Origin of the sequence: Paenibacillus lentus (assembly GCF_003931855.1) — a bacterium.
In the GTDB taxonomy this organism is placed as follows: domain Bacteria; phylum Bacillota; class Bacilli; order Paenibacillales; family Paenibacillaceae; genus Fontibacillus; species Fontibacillus lentus.
In genome coordinates this window covers 2666257-2685954 of record NZ_CP034248.1, presented here as the reverse complement: position 1 = coordinate 2685954, position 19698 = coordinate 2666257, and the positions used below count along the sequence as shown (strand labels likewise).

Annotated in this window: 17 protein-coding genes; 1 reads left to right on the top strand and 16 read right to left on the bottom strand. The window is 48.6% G+C overall.

Annotation, left to right across the window (positions count from 1 at the left end):
• Positions 1-7: 7 nt before the first annotated feature.
• From EIM92_RS11915 to EIM92_RS11850, 14 genes are all read right to left on the bottom strand, one after another.
• On the bottom strand, positions 8-1321 hold the full coding sequence (locus EIM92_RS11915; protein WP_125082814.1) for an ABC transporter substrate-binding protein: 1314 nt from the start codon (positions 1319-1321) through the stop codon (positions 8-10).
• Between the two features lie 32 nt (positions 1322-1353).
• Entirely contained in the window at positions 1354-3129 is a 1776-nt protein-coding gene (locus tag EIM92_RS11910) for a family 43 glycosylhydrolase (RefSeq protein WP_246020949.1), read from the bottom strand.
• Positions 3130-3320: 191 nt separating this feature from the next.
• A complete protein-coding gene (locus EIM92_RS11905; RefSeq protein ID WP_125082813.1) occupies positions 3321-4160 on the bottom strand; it encodes a carbohydrate ABC transporter permease in 840 nt (279 codons plus the stop codon).
• The gene (locus EIM92_RS11900) at positions 4157-5056 is read right to left on the bottom strand and encodes a carbohydrate ABC transporter permease (protein WP_125082812.1); all 900 of its coding nucleotides are present in this window, start codon (positions 5054-5056) and stop codon (positions 4157-4159) included. Before EIM92_RS11900 ends, EIM92_RS11905 begins: the two co-directional genes overlap by 4 nt.
• A 112-nt stretch (positions 5057-5168) precedes the next feature.
• Positions 5169-6470, bottom strand: coding sequence for an ABC transporter substrate-binding protein (locus EIM92_RS11895; protein WP_125082811.1), 1302 nt, complete (start codon positions 6468-6470; stop codon positions 5169-5171).
• A 1708-nt stretch (positions 6471-8178) separates the two neighbouring features.
• Entirely contained in the window at positions 8179-8952 is a 774-nt protein-coding gene (locus EIM92_RS11890; protein WP_125085148.1) for a class I SAM-dependent DNA methyltransferase, read from the bottom strand.
• A 183-nt stretch (positions 8953-9135) separates the two neighbouring features.
• Positions 9136-10035: a CvfB family protein gene (locus EIM92_RS11885; protein ID WP_125082810.1), complete on the bottom strand. Its 900-nt coding sequence runs from the start codon at positions 10033-10035 to the stop codon at positions 9136-9138.
• Positions 10032-10379, bottom strand: coding sequence for a ribosome silencing factor (gene rsfS, locus EIM92_RS11880; RefSeq protein ID WP_125082809.1), 348 nt, complete (start codon positions 10377-10379; stop codon positions 10032-10034). The genes EIM92_RS11885 and rsfS overlap by 4 nt, the downstream gene beginning before the upstream one ends.
• A gap of 53 nt (positions 10380-10432) precedes the next feature.
• Positions 10433-11005: a bis(5'-nucleosyl)-tetraphosphatase (symmetrical) YqeK gene (yqeK, locus tag EIM92_RS11875; protein ID WP_125082808.1), complete on the bottom strand. Its 573-nt coding sequence runs from the start codon at positions 11003-11005 to the stop codon at positions 10433-10435.
• The gene (locus EIM92_RS11870; protein WP_125082807.1) at positions 10989-11582 is read right to left on the bottom strand and encodes a nicotinate-nucleotide adenylyltransferase; all 594 of its coding nucleotides are present in this window, start codon (positions 11580-11582) and stop codon (positions 10989-10991) included. Before EIM92_RS11870 ends, yqeK begins: the two co-directional genes overlap by 17 nt.
• 21 nt (positions 11583-11603) lie before the next feature.
• A complete protein-coding gene (yhbY, locus tag EIM92_RS11865) occupies positions 11604-11894 on the bottom strand; it encodes a ribosome assembly RNA-binding protein YhbY (protein WP_125082806.1) in 291 nt (96 codons plus the stop codon).
• A gap of 67 nt (positions 11895-11961) precedes the next feature.
• Positions 11962-12831 carry a shikimate dehydrogenase gene (gene aroE / locus EIM92_RS11860; RefSeq protein WP_125082805.1) on the bottom strand — a complete coding sequence of 290 codons (870 nt, stop codon included), beginning with the start codon at positions 12829-12831 and terminating at the stop codon, positions 11962-11964.
• A 59-nt stretch (positions 12832-12890) separates the two neighbouring features.
• Complete coding sequence (gene yqeH, locus EIM92_RS11855) at positions 12891-14018, bottom strand: ribosome biogenesis GTPase YqeH (protein ID WP_425464158.1); 1128 nt, start codon at positions 14016-14018, stop codon at positions 12891-12893.
• Complete coding sequence (locus EIM92_RS11850) at positions 14015-14539, bottom strand: YqeG family HAD IIIA-type phosphatase (RefSeq protein WP_125082803.1); 525 nt, start codon at positions 14537-14539, stop codon at positions 14015-14017. Before EIM92_RS11850 ends, yqeH begins: the two co-directional genes overlap by 4 nt.
• Positions 14540-14838: 299 nt before the next feature.
• Here EIM92_RS11850 and EIM92_RS11845 point away from each other — a divergent pair, with 299 nt between their 5' ends.
• Positions 14839-16191, top strand: a complete 1353-nt coding sequence (locus EIM92_RS11845; protein WP_125081488.1) for an IS4 family transposase — start codon at positions 14839-14841, stop codon at positions 16189-16191.
• A gap of 15 nt (positions 16192-16206) precedes the next feature.
• Here EIM92_RS11845 and EIM92_RS11840 read toward each other — a convergent pair whose 3' ends face one another.
• Entirely contained in the window at positions 16207-18447 is a 2241-nt protein-coding gene (locus tag EIM92_RS11840) for a DUF4129 domain-containing transglutaminase family protein (RefSeq protein ID WP_125082802.1), read from the bottom strand.
• Entirely contained in the window at positions 18444-19694 is a 1251-nt protein-coding gene (locus tag EIM92_RS11835) for a DUF58 domain-containing protein (protein ID WP_125082801.1), read from the bottom strand. Before EIM92_RS11835 ends, EIM92_RS11840 begins: the two co-directional genes overlap by 4 nt.
• Between the last annotated feature and the right edge of the window lie 4 nt (positions 19695-19698).

The following is a 19698-nucleotide window of genomic DNA, read 5'->3' as shown; positions in this document are numbered from 1 at the left end:
CTGCCCCTCACTTGCGCAAATCCGCGTTGATTTTCTTGACGGCCGTGTCGAGCGCTTCCTCTGGCGTCTGGTAACCGTAGATCATTCTCTCGAATTCGTTAATAATCCGCTCATTAACGCTCCACTGTTTAGCGTTCCTCGGCCAGTATGCGACATAGTTGGCCGTAGCGGCATAATCGCTCCGATATTCGAGCTCATTGAATACTTCAGACCTTGTAAGCTCGGTCATGCTGGGAACATGCCCCGCCTTGGCCCACATATCACCATGCCCTACGATCCAATTCGCAAAGGTCAGAACCGCTTCTCTCTTCTCTTCTGTCATCCCTCGTTTCATAGGAATAGAAAGATTATGAGAATCTCCCCATACCGCCGGACGATCATATAAAGTCGGCATCGGAATAACCCCGAAATGCAGCCCCTGCGCCTTCTCAAAAGCACCTGTTCCCCACATCCCTGTAATCAATACCGCTGCTTTCCCATCATAGAACAATTGGAAAGCATCGTTGATATCGGAAGGGATCAGCTTATCTTTATACAGCTCATTCACGAAGCTCAGCGCTGTTAACGAAGCAGGATTATTGAATACAGCCCCCGTCCCATCTTCGCTGTAGAATTGCCCACCATCTATCATCTGGTTATACAAGCTCCACCATAACCAGACTGAATCGATCCGCGTGCTGGGCTGGGCTAAAGGAGCGATATCGGACGGTACGGTCCCCCGAATTTGCTCCAGGAAGGACTTGAATCCGGCTGCTCCCTTGGGAATCACAGGTCTTTGCGCCTCATCCAGCAAACCGGCTTTAGACAGCCAGTCCTTGTTGTAGTACATCACCAGAGCATGCGTATCGAGCGGTATTCCGTAATATTCATCCTCATAGGATACAGAACGCAGAATGTTTGGATTAAAGCGTTTCCAATCGATGCCGATGTCTTTGGCCTCGGTCGTCAGCTTCTCCACATATCCGTTCTGGACAAACTGCGGCATGATCGTCGAATGCACGATCGCCACGTCCGGAGCGTTGCCTGATAATACGGCTGTTTTCAACCGCGAGTAGTAATCATCAAGACGCGAATTTTTCTGAGTGACCTGGATTTCCGGATGCTCCATATTGAACTGCTCCACCATTTCGGTCATGAATTGGTTATCCCCGCCGCTGAAGGGCGTCCAGTATTCCAAGCGAACGACATGAGCGGGCTTAGATATCGGCGCCCCTCCCGAGTTCTGTCCCATGCACCCGGGCAGCAGGAGCAAAAGTACAGTCCATGAGATCAATCCAATCGTTGTTTTGCTGCGATTTTTATTCCAGCAATGTCTCTTCATATTCACGTCTCCTAACGACAAAGAAAGTTACACTAATCAGTGATAATGTCCATATAATCGAGGCTCATATTACCCGAAGCCCCTTCGATCATAATTTCATTATCACCTCTTCGCAGCTTTCCTTCAAACACAACTTCTGTAAAAATGTTTCGTCCCGTGGCCGGTACGTTCAGCTCTCCCCCTTTGCTGCCATTGATTTTGAATTTAACCGTTTGTTCCTCTTCCCCAGGATTGGAAATGCCAAGGATCAAACGATAATTTCCAGCCTCAGGTACATGAACTGGCCGGAAGGACACCGATGAACCCTGCTCACTCGTCAGCTTCATCACGCCTTCGCCGGAGGCGGACAAATCAACGCTCACCATATCTTGAAGCCCGGAGGAAGCGGTCTCCGCTTCATATCTCGTCAGCTCGATCGCCCGGACACCGACCAGAATATTATCTGCAGCGTCATCCCTGCCCGCCTTGAGAGTCAATTCACCGCCCCCCGCTTCCAATCGAATACGTCCATAGGCATAACCGATCTCATCCGGTGCGGTGACTGGCAATTCTAGCGATCCCGCATGGGAATTGTCCACCCATACCTCAAGTATTCGAGAGACGCCCGTCTCGTTCTTGTAATGAACTAACAACGGCAGCTCCGTAGAGACAGTAGCTACAAACTTCCCGAAGCTCAGGCGTTCTCCATCCCGGTTGGCATGCCCAGCTTGGTACACACCAGACCCCGACGGTAGCGGAATTGCCGTATCCAAGGACAACGGTTTTCCGAATTCCGGCAGCCCCTGCTTATTCCAAGTAATGCGCTGCGCCCGGGCTTTGCGATTATTCCAGCCGTCGGTAGGACTCGTCGTGGCATGGTAGACGATCCAGTCTTCCGTGCCATCGGGCGACTTGACGAAAGAATTATGCCCCGGGCCGTACACGCCAGCTGCCTCGTCCAGCGTCATCAGCGGCTCTGGCGATCTCTGCCAGTCCTCCGGCTGAAGCGGGTTCCCCCCCTCCTTCAGCGCCAGCAGGCCAAGGCTATAGAATGGCGTCCAGCTCCCTGCCCCCGAATATACGATAAATACACGGTCTTCCCGGTAGAGAATTGCCTGCCCTTCCTGAATGTAAGGCGGGCCTCCAGCCATCTCCCATTCCTGATCGGGTGAGGACAATAATACCCGCGGCCCGCTAATCGTCACAGGATCACTCATCGGTGCAATATATGTGTTCTGCCGGATATTAACGTCCCCTTCCCAGCCGGACCAGACGAAATACAGCTGCCCCTCATACTCCATAACCAGGCCGTCGATGGCCCATTTATTCGTCTCATCGGTGATCTGCCCTTTGAATTCATACTCGCCGAGCGGATCTTCTCCGACCGCTTCCAGCGCGTACATCCGGTGGTTCTCATTCTGCCCGTCGTCCGCTGCAAAATAGATATACCATTTGCCGCGGATGTACTGAATTTCCGGAGCCCACAGATTAGCTGAATACATCGTATCGATCGGCGGGTACCAAACCACCTTCTTCTCAGCCTGCTTGAAATCGATCGTTCTAGATTTCATGACCATGACATCCGTTCCGTTATGGGTGAACGTCATGTAATAATACCCGTCCTTGTATACAACGCTTGGATCGGGGGTATCCATATCGATCAATGGATTTTTGAAAGTACCCCCATGTCCGTTGTATTTCTCGTCAGCGATACCACTGTCTGTTTGTCTCATCGCAATCACTCCTACTATAACAATGACGGCGATGCCTATGAGTAAGGCCGCCCCATACCTCATCCCGCGTTTCCGCAACAACCGGCTGTCGTCCATGGCTCCACCCCATATCATGCTATGAACTTACGTTGATTCTTTGGTTCTTTGGTTCTTTGGTTCTTTGGTTCTTTGAGTTTATGAGTTTATGAGTTTATGAGTCTTTGCTTCTTTGATTTCTTGATTTTGGGATTTGCTGCTTCACTACCAGATACTGAACGTCAGCGATCTTTCACTAATTCAGCGCTCGATCACTTGATAGCAGACTGCGTAATAGCCTTAACGAAGGATCGCTGCCCAAGGATAAATATAATAACGACCGGAATCGCCGCCGCTGCTGTCATGGCCATCAGTTTGCCGTACGACTGCGTATAACTGCCCTGAGCCATCATGGCGATCCCCGCAGTAATCGTGCGCATTTCCGGCGATGTGGTGGCATAGAGCGGCCATACAAAATCGTTGTAAATCCCCATAAACGTAAATATGAGCAGTGTCACCATGATAGATATCGATGACGGAAGCATGATGTGAGTGTACAGCTTCCATTTGTTTGCCCCATCAATTCTTGCCGCCTCCTCAATGTCCTTCGGGAAGGATATAAAGAACTGATACAACAGAAATACGCCGAAGGCGCCCGCTGTGTAGGGCAATATAAGCGCAGCATAAGTATTGATCAGCCCAAGCGCGTTAAATTCCATATACATCGGCAAAAACGTCAGGACACCGGGAATCATCAATGAGGCGATGAACATCGACAGCAGTGTACGGCGCAACGGCAGATCCTTCAATCTGGCCAAGGCAAACGCCGCCATGGAAGCAATCAGCAGTACGATGGCCGTCCCCGCGATTCCCACCATCAGCGAGTTCGTAATCCATTGCAGGATCGGAACATTCATCAATTCTCCACTGAACCCTTTGATATAGTTATCAAAGGTCGGCTTAAGCGGAATAAAGTTCATTTTGCCGGACAATGCTTCAAAGTCGTTCTTAAAAGACGTCGATACCATCCATACAAGTGGCAGCAGGAAAACGACGGCAATGATCGAAGCGAGAAGAACCAGCAGCAGTGTCTTAATCCGTTTCAAGCTCATGACTCTTCCCCCTTATTTCCGTAAGTCAGTCTGAATTGTACTACTGATATAATCATAATGAGCAACGCCATTAAGATGGCCATTGCCGAAGCAGAGCCGATTTCCTTGCGAATAAACGCCTGATCGAGTACGTTGATCAGCAGCACCTTCGTGCTGTCCCCCGGGCCGCCACGGGTAAGCAGGAATGGCTGAGCAAAGACGTTAAACGAAGCAATCGTAGACGTAATCATCACGAACAGCATGACAGGCTTTATGGAAGGCAGCGTAATATGCCAAAATTTATCCCATGCATTCGCTCCGTCCAGCGAAGCAGCCTCATAGAAATCCTCAGGCACCTGGTTCAGGGCATTAATGAAAATAATCATATTAAAGCCGATCGTCCACCATAATGTCGTCGTTATGAGCGATACCCAGGCCCACGGCTGATCGGTCAACCAGGGGATGGCCGGAATGTTCAGCTTCGTCAGCAAACTGTTTAGAAATCCGGAATTGGTATCAAAAATCATCAGCCAAATGACGGACATGACCGACGCCGACAGCGCATACGGCAAAAAATAGAACGTGCGGAACAAACCGCGAATTTTCCCCGGGAGATGCTGGATCAGCATCGCCAGCCCAAGCCCGACCACAATTAGCAGGGGAACGGAATAGATAACGAACTGAATCGTGTTCCACAGCCCGTTGAAGAACAAGCTGTTCAAGTATGTGCCCGGCGTAAAAATCGTCACATAATGCTTTAAGCCTACAAAATCATGCTCCGGCGACAGCAGCTCGAAATTGTGCAGGCTGATATACACACCATAAAGTATTGGAAATAATAAGAAAGCGGCAAAACAAATGAAATAAGGAAGCACGAACAACGATGATGTTAATTTTGAGTGCCAGCTTTTCACCATAAATTTATCCCTCCCGCCCTGGGGCATTGCTTCATTGGCCTAGAATTTTAAAGGAGACGAGAGAGCAGCCACCGCCAATTCCCCGTCTCCTTCAAAATTTTTCTTCGGGTCGTTAATTGTTCATGGCCTGCCGCGATTTAGCGACGGCATCATCCATTGCTTGTTGCGGATCCTTCTTGCCTAACAACGCGTTGTTCAGCTCGCCCCAAATCGGCTCGGAGATCGTTCCCCAGTTGAGCACGTTCGGCGCAAATTGAACATCGGCAAAGCCTCTGGCAATGTTGCTCTGAACCTCAAGCTTTTGGAATTCTTCGCTTTCTACCATTGTCTTAGAGGCTAGCGCTTGGCCGGATTCCGCCCATTCCATCGAATTATCTGCCACATATTTTAAGAAATCACCAATGCCTGCGAGTTTGGCCTCATCAGTTACTGCTTTAGGAATAACGAAGCCATGGGAACCAGCGAAAGCTGCTGCTTTCACTTTACCAATTTGCGGAATCGGGGCTACGCCATAATTCAAGCCAGCTTCGTCAAACTGCGATTTCATCCATGGTCCGTTGAATTGAATCGCATTTTTGCCTTGTAGAAACAAGGTGTTTTCTCCATCCTGTTGAACATTGCCTGGGGAATAACCTTGATCAACCAGGCTGCGCATCCAAGACACCATTTCTACAGCTTCAGGAGAGTTGTAGGCTACATCACTGCCATCCCAGAGCTCGCCGCCATTTTGCCATACCAGAGATGGGAAAATGAACTGCTGCGGCCACAGCGTAGGAAGCACATAGCCATACACGCCCTTGTCTTTATCGGTTAACTTAGCGACGGCCTCCTCAAACTCGGCACGATTGGTTGGGGCAGAGTTAATACCTGCTTTTTCAAACAAATCCTTGTTGTAATACATAACGACTGGATGGATATCGAGTGGAATGCTATACCATTTTCCATCAATCGTTGCATATTCTACGGGAGCCTCAGCATAATCCTCTTTACTGATTCCTGACGAGGAGGCAATATCATCTAATGCCAGCAGCTGATCTTTGTCCACGTAAGTCGGTACATTATCCACATGCATAATCATGAGATCCGGACGCTCTTTCGCTGTACTGAGTGCAACGTCAAGCTGCTTGTAGTACTCTCCACTCGGCTGAATGACGAAATTGACCTTGTATTGATCTTGAGAAGAATTATATTTATCTACGATCTTCTTCATAAATGGGCCATCCGCTCCAGAGAAAGGACTCCAGAATAAAATATCAGTTTTTGCCTGGCTTTTCCCGCCAGCAGACTCCCCGCCGCCGTTCACCGAAGGAGAATTTCCTCCGCCACCTGAGTCCTTACCGCCGCAAGCCGCAAGCCCGATAACCAGAAATAAAGACAATAGCAACGTAACCGGTTTTCTTAACTTTTTCCCCATTTTGTTAACCCCCTAAATGTCTTAGTTGTCTCTTTCAGTTGCCTCTTTCAGTTGCCTCTTTCAGTTGCCTCTTTCTTGTGATACTAATGTTGCTTAATTTCATCTTATCGAGGGTTGAAGCCCAAAAACATGTCATATCTTTAGGTGGCAGGGTCAATTTTTTAGGAATGCCAAAAACGCCTCTAAATCACGAGAATCACATTGATCCAGAAACGCCCATGTTGAAAATATGATTACAGCTAAGAACCGTTATTGTCGCAAACTCAACCATAAAAACCATGAAGTAAGCATAAAGTAAACATATAGCGAACATAAAATAACCATTAAACATATAGCGAACATAAAGCGAAGATAAAGTAGCCATTAAACATAAAGTAACCATTAAAGCGAACATCAGCCAGTAAATAGTGACTGCAAATGCCCGAAGGTATCAAAGATGAGATATTGCAGATGCTCACGGAATCACAAGCCTCTATCCTCTACTCTATTTCGCCTGTTCAATCAACCTGATGACGGAGTCCCACAAGAAACATACCCCGGGAGAACATCTATATTAGTTGAACTCAAGATTTGAACTGAAGATTTGAACTGAAGACTTAAATATGGATTTAAATATAGATTTTAATAAAGACTTAAATAAAGACTTAAAAACTATAGTGAGGAATTTCAATTTCATACCTGCATATCGAATAAGTAAAGAATCTTGAATAGACAAGCGGAGCGGGGAATTGGGATGGAAAATAGATTAAAGGTGGAAGAGTAGAAGCAATGAGCAGTGTAGAGTAGAGTAGAAGAAGTAAGCACGCGATATAGCATTGCAAAATGTTAGGGCTGCGAACCGAACCTGAATGCACAGTGCAATGCTAACGGTTGTCCTAGCGCTTAATCAACCCAAAAAACGAAGGTTTCTTATCTAACGGTTGTATACACGCTTAATTGGGCGAAACAGCCCTCCGTGCACGAAGAAACAGGAAATAGCGCCGCTGGCAACCGCTACATTTTGCAAACCTCTTTTTTACCCATAATAACATCGCTGGCAACCATTAGATCATTTTAATGTTGCTAGCACCACTAGATGATTTTAACATCGCACGTGACCATTAGATCATTTTAGCTCACACTCACCATTAGGTCATTTTAGCTCACACTCACCATTAGGTCATTTTAACATAACTCGCACCATTAGATCATTTTAGCGTCGCTAGCACCATTAAATCATTTAACATCGCACGTGACCATTAAGATTTTCCACATAAGAGGAACTAAAGAATGGGATATAGGCGAGGTAGAAAAAGGATTCCAAAGAAACTGAAAGAAGGCTGCATCGAGAGCATACGGTAGTGGTCTCCTTTGTGACTGGATTTTTACCTCTTATGAATCTTCATAATTCATCTTTGTACTCCGTCTTCATACTCCGTCTTCATAATCCATCTTTGTACTCCGTCTTCATACTCCATCTTTGTACTCCGTCCTCTTACTCCATCTTCATTACCTAAAAATCTGAGCGTAACGGTGATCTTAGAAACATTTTTCGTACTTGCCCACCATGAATTCAATAGTGCAACTGATTCAGATGGTTAGATGGTTTAAATGGGTTCGATGGGTTACTGATTTAACTGACCAATCACAACAGGCCACCCCAAAGGGTGGCCTGTTGTGATTGGCTATATGATTGGCCGTATGGCTGATTCCGCATCATATCGTCACTTCATTTCACAGCTACATAGAACAAGCGGGCAGCGTCATCCACAGCCTCGACCCATTCAAAGTCGGCGTAGATCGTAACCTCCCGAAAGCCGCAGCGAAGTAATTCACTCTTCATCCATGCCGGATCGTAGGCCCGCTGAATATGCGTCTCTTCAAACCGGCGGTACATATCCGGACCACTGCTTTCTTCCCGGGCGAAGATGGACAAATAATGCTGAATTTCATCCCTTGCCGCATCACGCTCGCAAGTCCAAATATAGGATACCGAACGCTCATCGTAAATGAACGGCTGTTCTTCATCATAACGTTTCAACGTGTTAGGATGATGGACATCAAACAGGAAGGTGCCTCCGGGTTTAAGTCCCTGATACGTTCTTTGGAACGTTCGGATGATATCGTCTTCTTCTAACAAGTAATTGAGACAGTCGCAAAAGGATATGACAGAGTCTACCGGCTCCGGCGCCTCCCAATCTCTCATATCCTGCTGCACCCAGCGAACGCTGCCCTCGCGGAACAGCCGCACGCCCTGCGAGGTTCCTTCCATTTTGCGCCGGGCTACGGCAAGCATATCCGCTGACAGGTCGATACCTGTCACTTCAAAACCTGAATTCACTAGAGGAATCGTGATGCTCCCAGTTCCGCAGCCGAGCTCAACTACCGTTCGCGGCATGCCTAGACGTTCCCAAGCGGTTCGCGCAAAACGTATCCAATCCGGGTAAGGCATGTCCTCCATCAATTCATCGTACACATAGGCAAATTTACGATAAGATGCCACGCTGTCACCTGACTTTCTGCAATCCACATCTTTGCTCTCTATGTTCCATGCATGATCTGCTTAATCAAATCAATTTATTCCGTGATCCGCGTACTCGCACGCGCCACAGAACCTCTCTCGTTCCTCTGGTTAACCAGAGGCCATTAACAATTAACTCGTCTACGAATTTAAGCCCCGGTTCCCTCACTCATTAGCTTCACTGGAGTCAGCCCTGACCAAATAAGTCCAATTTTCCTTCTGGGTAACCTTGCCTTCCTTCATCAGCTTGCCGAGCGCCCGCTTGAACGCTGACTTACTGATCCCGAACCGCTGCTTGATCAAATCCGGCGGCGTTGTATCCGAATAAGGCATGCCTCCGCCAGGACGCTCCTGCAAGTACGCCAAAATCCGTTCAGAGTCCTCGTTCCGCCCAATTTCCTTGCGCGGAGCCATGGACAAATTGACTCGCCCGTCCTCACGAATATGAGCGATACGAACCTTGACCCGCTCTCCAAGCCGGAGCAACCGACTCCGTTCCGAAGAGTGAATCATGCCGATCGCTCCGAAGCCAAGCACGCCCCCTTCAACAATAACGAAGGTGCCCATTTGCAAAGGCTTGTACACGATAGCTTCGGCCCACTCATTTTTCCACGTCGTCGGAGCGTGAAAGGTCTTCGGAGCCAGTTCCTGCTCCCCGGCCAGCTTAGCCTTTAAGCGGCCCTGCTTGTCATGCTCCATAATGACATAGACAGTATCACCCACCTGAGGATGCAGCTCACGTAGTTCCGGCAGCTCCCGAATCGGCAGCAGCAATTGACGACCAAGCCCCATTTCGAGAAAGCAGCCTAGACGGGGATGAACATCCGCCACTTCCAACAATGCAAGCTCGCCTAACGTTAAATAAGGTGTCTTCATCGTTGCCGCAAGACGGTCTTCGGTATCATAGAAAAGGAATACCTCCACCGTCTCCCCAGGCTTTACTTCACGGGTCAGCTCGGAATAATGCAGCAGCACATCCTGCATGCCATTCGTTAGAAAATAACCATAAGGCGATACCTCACGGTCAATTAGCAGTGATACGACAGTACCGGCGATCAGACTCATACCGTCTCCACGACCTTAGCATCTGACCAAAGCCGCTCAATATTGTAGTATTCACGTTCATCCCGGTGGAAAATATGCACAATGACGTCTCCAAGATCCATCAGCACCCAGCGGGCGGTATCCATTCCTTCAATTCCTTTAATGTCTACACCGGCTTCCTGAGCCTGTTTGCGAACTTCCGTCGCTATGGATTGAACCTGTATATCCGAATTACCGTGGCATATGACAAAGTAATCCGCAATCAGCGAAATCCCCTTTAAATCTAACGCCACAATATCCATTGCTTTTTTCTCATCTACCGCTTGTACGGCGAGATCTAACAATTGTTTAGATGAAATCGGCATTCATACGAACCTCCTGAATTATCGTTGTATTATGGTTGTATATAGGTCATTTATTAACGGCTGATTTGCCTAATCAAATCATTGCGCGCCAATACAGTCATTGGAAAAATTCGCTTCCGCTTCTCAATCAAGAAGGAGATCGTCGAGTCCAGCGCTGCTACGAGCGCCTCCTCCAGACTTTGCTTGGCGAGCTCGCGAATGCGCTCCACACCCGGAAAATCCCGTCCTGGCTCAATGTAATCGGCAAGGCAAATGATTTTGTCCAGCTTGGTCATCCCAATGCGCCCCGATGTATGGTAGCGGATCGCATCGAGCACACCGGAATCTTCTATTCCGTACCTCTCCTTCGCTACAAAGGCGCCTACCTCTGCGTGAAGTAGCTGTCTATCGTAATCAAGCAGTTCCATATTGAGTTGATTATCGCGGATTACCGACTCCTGCTGATCGATCGGCCAATATTTAGCCACGTCATGCAGCAAAGCGGCCAAATCAGCTCGCTCTGGCTCCTCGCCGTAGCGATGGGCAAGGGCGACCGCGGATTCCATCACACCTAAAGTATGTCCCCAGCGTCGCTCAGGCATTTGACCGGATACCGCAGTCATTAATTCTTCACGCGTGAAGTCCATACAATCCGCTCCTTATCATATAATCATACACGGAATCCGGCACCATGTACCTAATGGAATGACCTGCAGCCAATCGGCTGCGAATCATACTGGACGAAATATCGACCAAGGGCATTTCTGCCAGATGAACAGCATCTTGTATAAATGGCGGTAACGTATCCAGCTCCAAAAAGCTCCCCGGGCGCTGCAGCCCGATGAAATTCAGCATTTCAGTCAATGCGTCGATGCCTTCCCACTTCGGAAGATAATTGACCATATCTGCACCTATGATAAAGTAAAACTCCAAGTCGGGATACTCCTTACGGAGCTCTTTGATCGTATCGACGGTATAAGAAACACCGCCCCGGCGCAGTTCAATATCGAGCGGCTTAAATGCCGGATTGCTTCGGATCGCTTCCGTCACCATGGCAAGTCTCTGCTCTCCACTAACGCCGGATTGATGCTTATGAGGAGGCGTATGCGAAGGCATGAACCATACCTCCTCCAGCTCGAATTGCTCGCGGGCTCTTTCTGCAGCCAACAGATGACCGAGATGGATCGGATCAAATGCGCCTCCCATAATGCCGACCTTCTTCATTCCTATCCCCCCCGGCTCAGCTTAAGGCAGCTCGATTTGTTTGTAATCCCGCGATTCCTTGTACAGCACGATCGTTCTGCCGATGAGCTGCACCAGCTCTGCATTTGCCCCTTCAGCCAGCTCAACAGCGATTTCCTGCGGGTCGTCCAGGTTATTGTTCAGAATCGAAACCTTGATTAATTCGCGGCGTTCCAGCGCTTCAGAAATATGGCGGATAACCTGATCGTTCGTACCGCCTTTACCGACTTGAAAGATCGGCTGAAGATGGTGCGCCAGGCTGCGCAAATAGCGTTTTTGTTTTCCCGTTAGCATCTAAATTCAAAACCCCTTACTATTCAAATGTACTGTCTATTCTAAAATGAGTGATATAAAATAATCATCATACCTGTAAGCTATTCAAAACAACCGTGCGCATCGCCTCAATTGGTGCAGGCCGACCCGTCCAATACTCAAAAGCGTAAGCTCCTTGATAGACGAACATCCCCAGACCGTTATGAATGCGGCAGCCGATCGACTCCGCCCTGCTCAACAGCTCGGTCTTCAGTGGATTATAGATCAGATCGCTAACGACCATGTGGGGCGTCAAAAGCTCAGTGGGCATCGGCAGCTCACCGACGTTAGGATACATTCCAACAGACGTCGTATTGATGACAATGTCGATATCGTTCTTCTGAACCGCCTGAGCCAACTCCCCCATGCCACACGCGCTAATAGCTCCTAAATGAGCCCATTCGTCCGCTAGCTCCTGAGCTTTCTGTCTCGTGCGGTTAGCGACGATCACTTTCCCCGGTTTCTCCTGCAACAACGCATAGATAATGCCCCTCGCTGCACCGCCGCAACCAATAACAAGAACATGCTTGCCTGACAAATCAGGAACAGCTTCTTCTTTAAGGGACCGAATGTAGCCGATCCCGTCCGTGTTATATCCAGTAAGCATGCCATTATCATTCACGATGGTATTGACGGCACCGATTTGCTTTGCTGCTTCATCAATTACATCCACATACCTCATAACATCCACTTTATGAGGAACGGTGACATTGACGCCGCGGTAACCTAGAGCAACTATGCCCTTAATAGCATCCGCAAGCTGTTCCTTCTTGACATGCAGCGGCACATAAGTGCCGGCAAGGTCTGATGCTTGAAGCGCAGCTGTATGCATGGCTGGCGACTTCGTTTGAGTTATTGGATCCCCGATGACGCCAAACAGCAGCGGCAATTCACCCTGCCCCTTCATCTCATTACCCATTATTGGTCCAACCTCCCTATACCTCCGCGTTCATTCCCTCCATCTAATCAATACTTCCATCAAATCAACGAGGGACGAACCATGACCTTGATCCCTTTTGGCACATGAGCCGCAACGACAGCACCCGTCTCTCCATTGATTTTGATCCAGCCTAATCCTGAAATGAATACATCTAGGCGGCTATTCTTGGGAATTCGAAATTCATGTCGCGTCCACGCCGGCAGCTTCTCCAGGTTTACGCGAGCAGGCGGAGCCAGGAGCTCGCCGCCATGCGTCCTGAACAGCTCGTCCGCTTTCTCCAGCTTCGTCCGGTGAATTGGGGCTCGGCCGCTCACAAAGCAGGTAAAGGATTGGCGCTCTCCCTGAATGAAGTCAAATCGTCCAAAGCCGCCAAAAAACAAGCTCTGCCCCTCATTCAATTGATAAACGGCAGGTTTGAGCGGTTTGTCAGGAAGGATTGCACCTAAGTCCTCCGGGCTCACAAGCTCGCTGTAACGAGACGGGTACATAATTCCCGGCGTATCGATAATCGAGTGACCATCATCCAATGGAATATGTACCATATCCAGCGTGGTTCCCGGGTAACGTGAAACCGTTAACTCCTGATCTAAGTCGCTGTAGTCGCGAATAAGCCGGTTGATTAACGTCGATTTTCCCACATTGGTGGCGCCAACGACATATACATCGCGATTGCCGCGGTACTCGGCTACGGCATCCAGCAAACGATCAAAGCCGCTGTTCTGCTTCGCGCTGCACAGGATGATATCCTCCACCTTAATCCCGGCATCTTTCGCTTCCTTCTGCACCCAGTTGCGGACTTTATTCCAGTTGGTCACTTTCGGCAATAGATCAATTTTATTTACCGCTAACAGTACGGGATTATTACCCACGAATCGCTGCAAACCGGAAATGACGCTGCCCTGGAAATCGAAAATATCGACGATATGAATGACCAGCGCTTCTTTGCCGCCGATTTGGCTCAGCAATCTCAGGAACTCATCCTGCTCCACCGTAATGGAAGAGGATTCGTTATAATTTTTGATCCGGAAGCAGCGCTGGCAAATCACGATCTCCTTTTGTACTGCCTGCGCTGGGATGTATCCCGGCTGATCCTTATGCTCACTTTGCAGTTTAATGCCACAGCCGCTGCAGCGTTCGGCGTTTAACACGCCCTGTCCCTCTCTCACTTCTTTTCCTCCTCCAGCCATAATCCGCTCTTATGAAGCCGACGCTTGACGATTCGTTCCAGCCGGCGGTTAAACCTGGTACCGAAGCCTTCTTCGGTGACGGCGATGGGTAGCACCAGTACAGTGAACAGCCCTAAACGATTTCCCCCGTACACATCGGTCATCAACTGATCGCCGACAACGATAGCCTCCTGCGGGGCTAGTCCCATCATGCTTAGTGCTCTATGGAAGGGAGCGCCTAATGGCTTTCTCGCCGCATGCACATATTCAATATTCAAAGGGGTAGCAAACTTCGATACCCTGTCCAGATTATTGTTTGACACAATGACAAGTTTAAACCCGAAATTCTTCACTTTTTCAAACCATTCCACGATCTCGGGCGTCGCTAATGGAGCCTTTGCTCCAACAAGGGTATTGTCCAAGTCCGTAATGATCCCCCGGTACCCTTGCGCGTAAAGACTTTCCAAGTCGATATCAAACACGCTGTTTACTCTTAGCTTCGGCAAAAATCTCTCAAACAAATACGTTCACCTCGGTTTCATACGACAAACTATACCACAATCTTCCGCCGACTTCCTTATATTTTAAAAAAGAAAACGCCCCCGTTGCAAGCGTACACGGGGACATTTCGGAAGAACATGCATTTCTTTGTTGTTTACTTATTACTTACTCAACTTTCGCACCTAGAAAAATGACTTAAACCCTTGAGTGCGCAAGAAGAATTCAATAGATTTACTCGTATTGACAAAAAAACACCTTGCTTGTTTGGTATCATGGAAGTGTCTAATCAACCATACCAACAAGAAAGGTGTGTAACCCTATGTTACAACAACATTCCCTGTCTGAACAGTCTCACTTTCCCAAAATTTTTGCCAGTCTCCACATCGGAAAAACGTTACGACAAGCGGGTATTTCTAAATCTTTCGGTCTTTCAAGTCTAGCGATTTTCCAAATCGTGTTCTCTTTGGTCTTTGAGGGGAAAAACTGGTTTCGACTCCTGGAAAGTGATCGCGGAGCAGATCTTCCCGGCAAGGATGTTATCTACCGTTTTTTGAATCAGGCTTCTTTTGCTTGGCGGCGCTTTTTGCAGGCTTTGAGTCTTCGAATCGTGCACCATTTCGAATCGCTCATTTCGTCCCACCGGGTACGTGTGTTCATTATTGACGATTCCGTGCTCAGCCGAAATCGTAGCAGAAAAGCGGAACTCTTGGCACGTGTATTTGACCACTCCACAGGCAAATTCACCAAAGGTTACACTATGCTAACGCTAGGCTGGTCAGACGGATTTAGTTTTGCTCCGCTTGATTTTGTCATGCTGTCTTCCGCTAAATTAGCCAACCGTCTGTGCGAAATGGCTTCGAATCTTTCCAAACGCAGTAACGGCTACAAACGCCGGATGGAGGCCTTTTCTCGAAAGCCGGATGCTGTCGTAGCCTTGCTGGAACGAGCCTTACGTGGAGGATTCACCGCTGATTACGTGCTTATGGATAGCTGGTTTACGCAAGCTCCACTGCTTCGCGAGCTCACTGGCCAAGGTCTGCCCGTGATTGGCATGGTTAAAGAAATGAAACAACGCTATCTAGTTCAAGGCAAGCGAATGACACTGCGCGAGGTGTTTCAAAGCCTTCCTGCATCGAATGCCAAAGATATTAAAGGCTCGATCATCGTACACACCGCCTGCGGTCTACCCGTGAAGCTTGTGTTTGTCCGCAACCGGAATAAAAAACGGGAGTGGCTGGCGATTTTAAGTACAGATGTGACGCTTGATGCGACTGAAATCGTACGTATTTACGGTATGCGCTGGAGCATAGAGACCTTTTTCAAAGTCACCAAAAGCTACTTAAAACTGGGAACCGAATTCCAAGGCCGCTCCTTTGATCAGCTGATTAGCCACACCACGATTGTATTCAGCCGATATTTGGCGATGGAATACGAACGACGCCAATCGAGTGATGACCGAACATTGGGAGGACTCTTTTTCCTCTTTGCTGATGAGGTCCGCGATCTAGATTACCAGACTGCACTTCAGCAGCTCATGAGTTTATTTCTCGAAATGTCCCAGGCGAAAACAAAGAAGAACAAAACAGCTGTATTTTGTCAACTACAGGAATGGATCTCCGGTTTACCCAGCTATATTAAGGGTTTGTTTGGAGATTTGAGCTGCGAAAGTTGAGTTACTTATTTAAACCTACCTTAACTTCCTTCGTGCTTGCACCGCTTTCTGTAGCTTGCGGGAAAGCTCCTTCACTTGCTGCCAATCCTCCATCGAAACAGCTTCCGGGCTGTAGTTCGCTTTCTCGAAGCTAACCAGCAGCGGTCGGAGCAAGTGCGACCACTCAGGCTGCGCCACTTCCCAGCGGACAAACGATTCCCTCATCGTCTCGTGCCCTTCTCTATAGAGTCCATGCCGCCTTAATCGCCGCACCACGCTGAGCACCTCAAAGGAGATTTTCTCCCCTAAAGTCAAGCTGCGCCCAAGGCGGATTCTTAACAGCATTAAATACAGCTCCGAGCGAAAAAAATAAACGAGAGACAAGGCCAGCACAGCAACTGATACACCAAAAACCCAGCGCAGTGTGCGAAGATCCATCTCATCCAGGATGCTTGATTTTTCCTGAATGCTCTCGCGCTCCTCCTCCAACTCCTCCGTCCATGTCTCCACGCTCTCCTCTTCCGGCGTCAGCAGTATCGTATCAAAGCCCGGAGTCGCTTCAAACGGAATCCAGCCATATTCTTCGCCAAAGTATAACTCAGCCCAGGAATGAGCATCGGAATTGCTTACTCTATATCCGGTGTCCATCTCTGGAAATCGCTGCAGCGTTTCAATGCTGGGCATGCTGCCCGGCGCATAGCCTTTTACCCATCTGGCGGGGATTTGGAGTGAACGGGCCATCATCACCATAGAGGTAGAATAATAATCGCAATAGCCCTGCTTAATTTCAAACAAAAAGCTGTCGACGAAATCATTGCTTTGCTTTCGTGAAAGATCCGGCTTATTCGTATACTCGTAATTTTGCCTTAAATACGACTGAAGGAGCTCCATTTTCTCATACGGGGTACTTCCCTCCGCTGTTACTTCCTCCGCCAAACTACGTACCCTCTCTGGAAAGTCCGATGGGATCTGCAAGTATTTAGTATCTACACTACGGGAAGGATAAAGCGTGTCATAACTAGCTTGCCTCAATTCCTCCACAGGAATAATCGGAATCTCAGCGATGACCTTGTACCGCTTCGGATAATTATAACCGAGCTCGGCACCGCGAAATCCGTTCCAATACAGTTCTGCTTCCTTACTGGCCCAATTCATTCGCGGCCGTATGTCTTCTTCTTCATCCAGCACTTCAACACTACTAATGGAATAGCCCCCAAACAGAACGGGATAAGACCGGTCCGTCTGCATCGTTACGATCTGTTCTACCATGCGAGTCTGGATCTTGCCAGCTTCGCGATTAATCAATGGTTCGCTTTGAGTTCCTCCCGCATAAAAATGCGTATCCCGACCCTCCCTGCTTAGGTCTGCCCAACCTGTACCGGTATAAATCCGACGCGTTTCCCCCCGCCAATAAGAGCGAACCTCCGAAGTAACGTTCATAACAGGGCTGTAACTGAAATCAAACCCTTCCCCTAATCGGGTATCGTCCCGGCTGTAGCCGGACAGAACCTCCTCTGGGGAATTCGGCGTCGTAGGTTGACTTACCTCGCTCGGTGCAATTGTTCCTGGCACGGGTACCTGCACAGGGGTTGTTCTTTTTTTCCAGGCCGAGTAGGGGTCGGTTAAAGTAGGAGACACAGCAGGCATACTGATGCCAATCAGGAGCACCGAAGCAAAAATAACTATAATATTCAGCGTGATCTTAAGCGGTTCCTTGCGCAGCTTCACCCATCCCTGAGGGTATTTCAGCTGAAACCTGCGAAGATGGAGGCATACGAGCCAGCCAAGACCAGCAAATACGAGCCATGCCACATTTCCCCATAAATAATAGGAAGTAAAAGAGTCGAGGATCGTGAACGCAAGCAAGTTGAAGCTAAGGAAGATCATGACTCTGGCTCTGTCGGTCAGCAAGCGGATCAATAAATCGAATAACCCCCATGCACTTAATGAGAACCAAATATAAGGCGATGCATGCGCCAGCAATTGACGAACCTGATCTGGAAATATCGGGCCGTAAGGATAATAAATATAAGTGCCTAGAACGATGCGAAGAATGACTATGGCAGCAAGGGCCTTAACCGTCCAATTAAGCCATGGCCGAGAATGCAGCAAAGCTTCGCATAAGGCAACAGCAATCAATGTAGTGGTTACTAGGGCTGTCGTCTCCTGATACCAAATCGGCTCCGTATAATCAATCCACTGCAAAGCGACAATCATCATCCAGACAATAACGGAGAGCCTGTACCATACTGGCTCAGTGTGCTTCCCCAATCTCATGCCAGACCTCCCCCCATCGCGATGGGAAGATCTTGCAAGGAGGAGATGTGTACAGCTCTTATCCCCTGATTGTGCAAGACCGATTGCCAATATGACCGTGTGGTCTTTCCTTGAGCCGAAACCCCAACCTCGATTTGATAGGGTGTCATCTGCCTGGTCTTTGCCCAGTTCAGTACACTCATCGCTGTTTCATCCGCTAGCGGACTAATAAATATAAAAAAGGATCCGGCCGGGAAAAAATCGCGTATCTCCTCCAGCCTGCCTCGATGGCTCCCGTCACCGTCCACATCGATATCAACCAAATGGTGAATCATTTGCTGACGTTCAATATACCCTTCGGCTGGCGTAAATCTGCGAAGCTCCCTACCCATCGTGCACAGCCCCATGTTAATCCTTTCTCGCGAGCCATACTCCAGTAAAGAAGCGCTGACAGATACCGCTAACTCAAATTGCTGCGAACTTGCGTAACTACTCTTGTGCGCATCCAGCACGAGAACAGTCTTCGGTAGAGACTCATGTTCAAACTCCTTCGATTTCCACGTCCCCGTCCTTGCCGTAGCATTCCAATGAATTCTTGAGATCCGGTCACCGTATACATAATCGCGTACTCCGTTAATTTGTGTTGTTTCCCGGCGGGAATTGGACATAGCCGTCTCCGGACCAGGCAGTCTTGAATTTCTGCTATAAAGCTGCCAATGCGGGATAAACACCGTTCTGGGCAGCACGCAAAACTGTCCGCCTGCTTGAAATGTTCCACGATGCTCCATTAATCCAAATATATCCTCTGACGTACATTCCGTACTTACAAATTCATACTTACCTCGTTCAAGTGCAGGCGTATTATACACGAGCTCCGCTTCACCGCGCACTTGTGGTACGACGCTATCCTCAAAAGCCCATGAATCCCCGTTATGACGCTTCATAACCTCTCTTACGATAATGTAGGGCATCGGCATCAGCCGCGGAAGCTGCAAATGGAGCTTGATCTGCGCCTGATCTCCTGCCTGCAGCAGAAATTGCTCCCCCTCAAGCGATAACATCGTCCTGTTTCCCTTGATCTGCCTTATTCCAACCAAGCTGCCGAGGAGCCAATAACCTGCGAGCAGGGTAACCATCGCGAACAACATAAATGAAGTTTTGCCGCCTTGGAATAAGAGATAGAGAAGACATATCAGCCATAATGAGGCCATTCTCCAAAGCTTCAATGAACGTAAGCTTGACCTCCATGTATTAAGCAGGGCTCGCATCTCA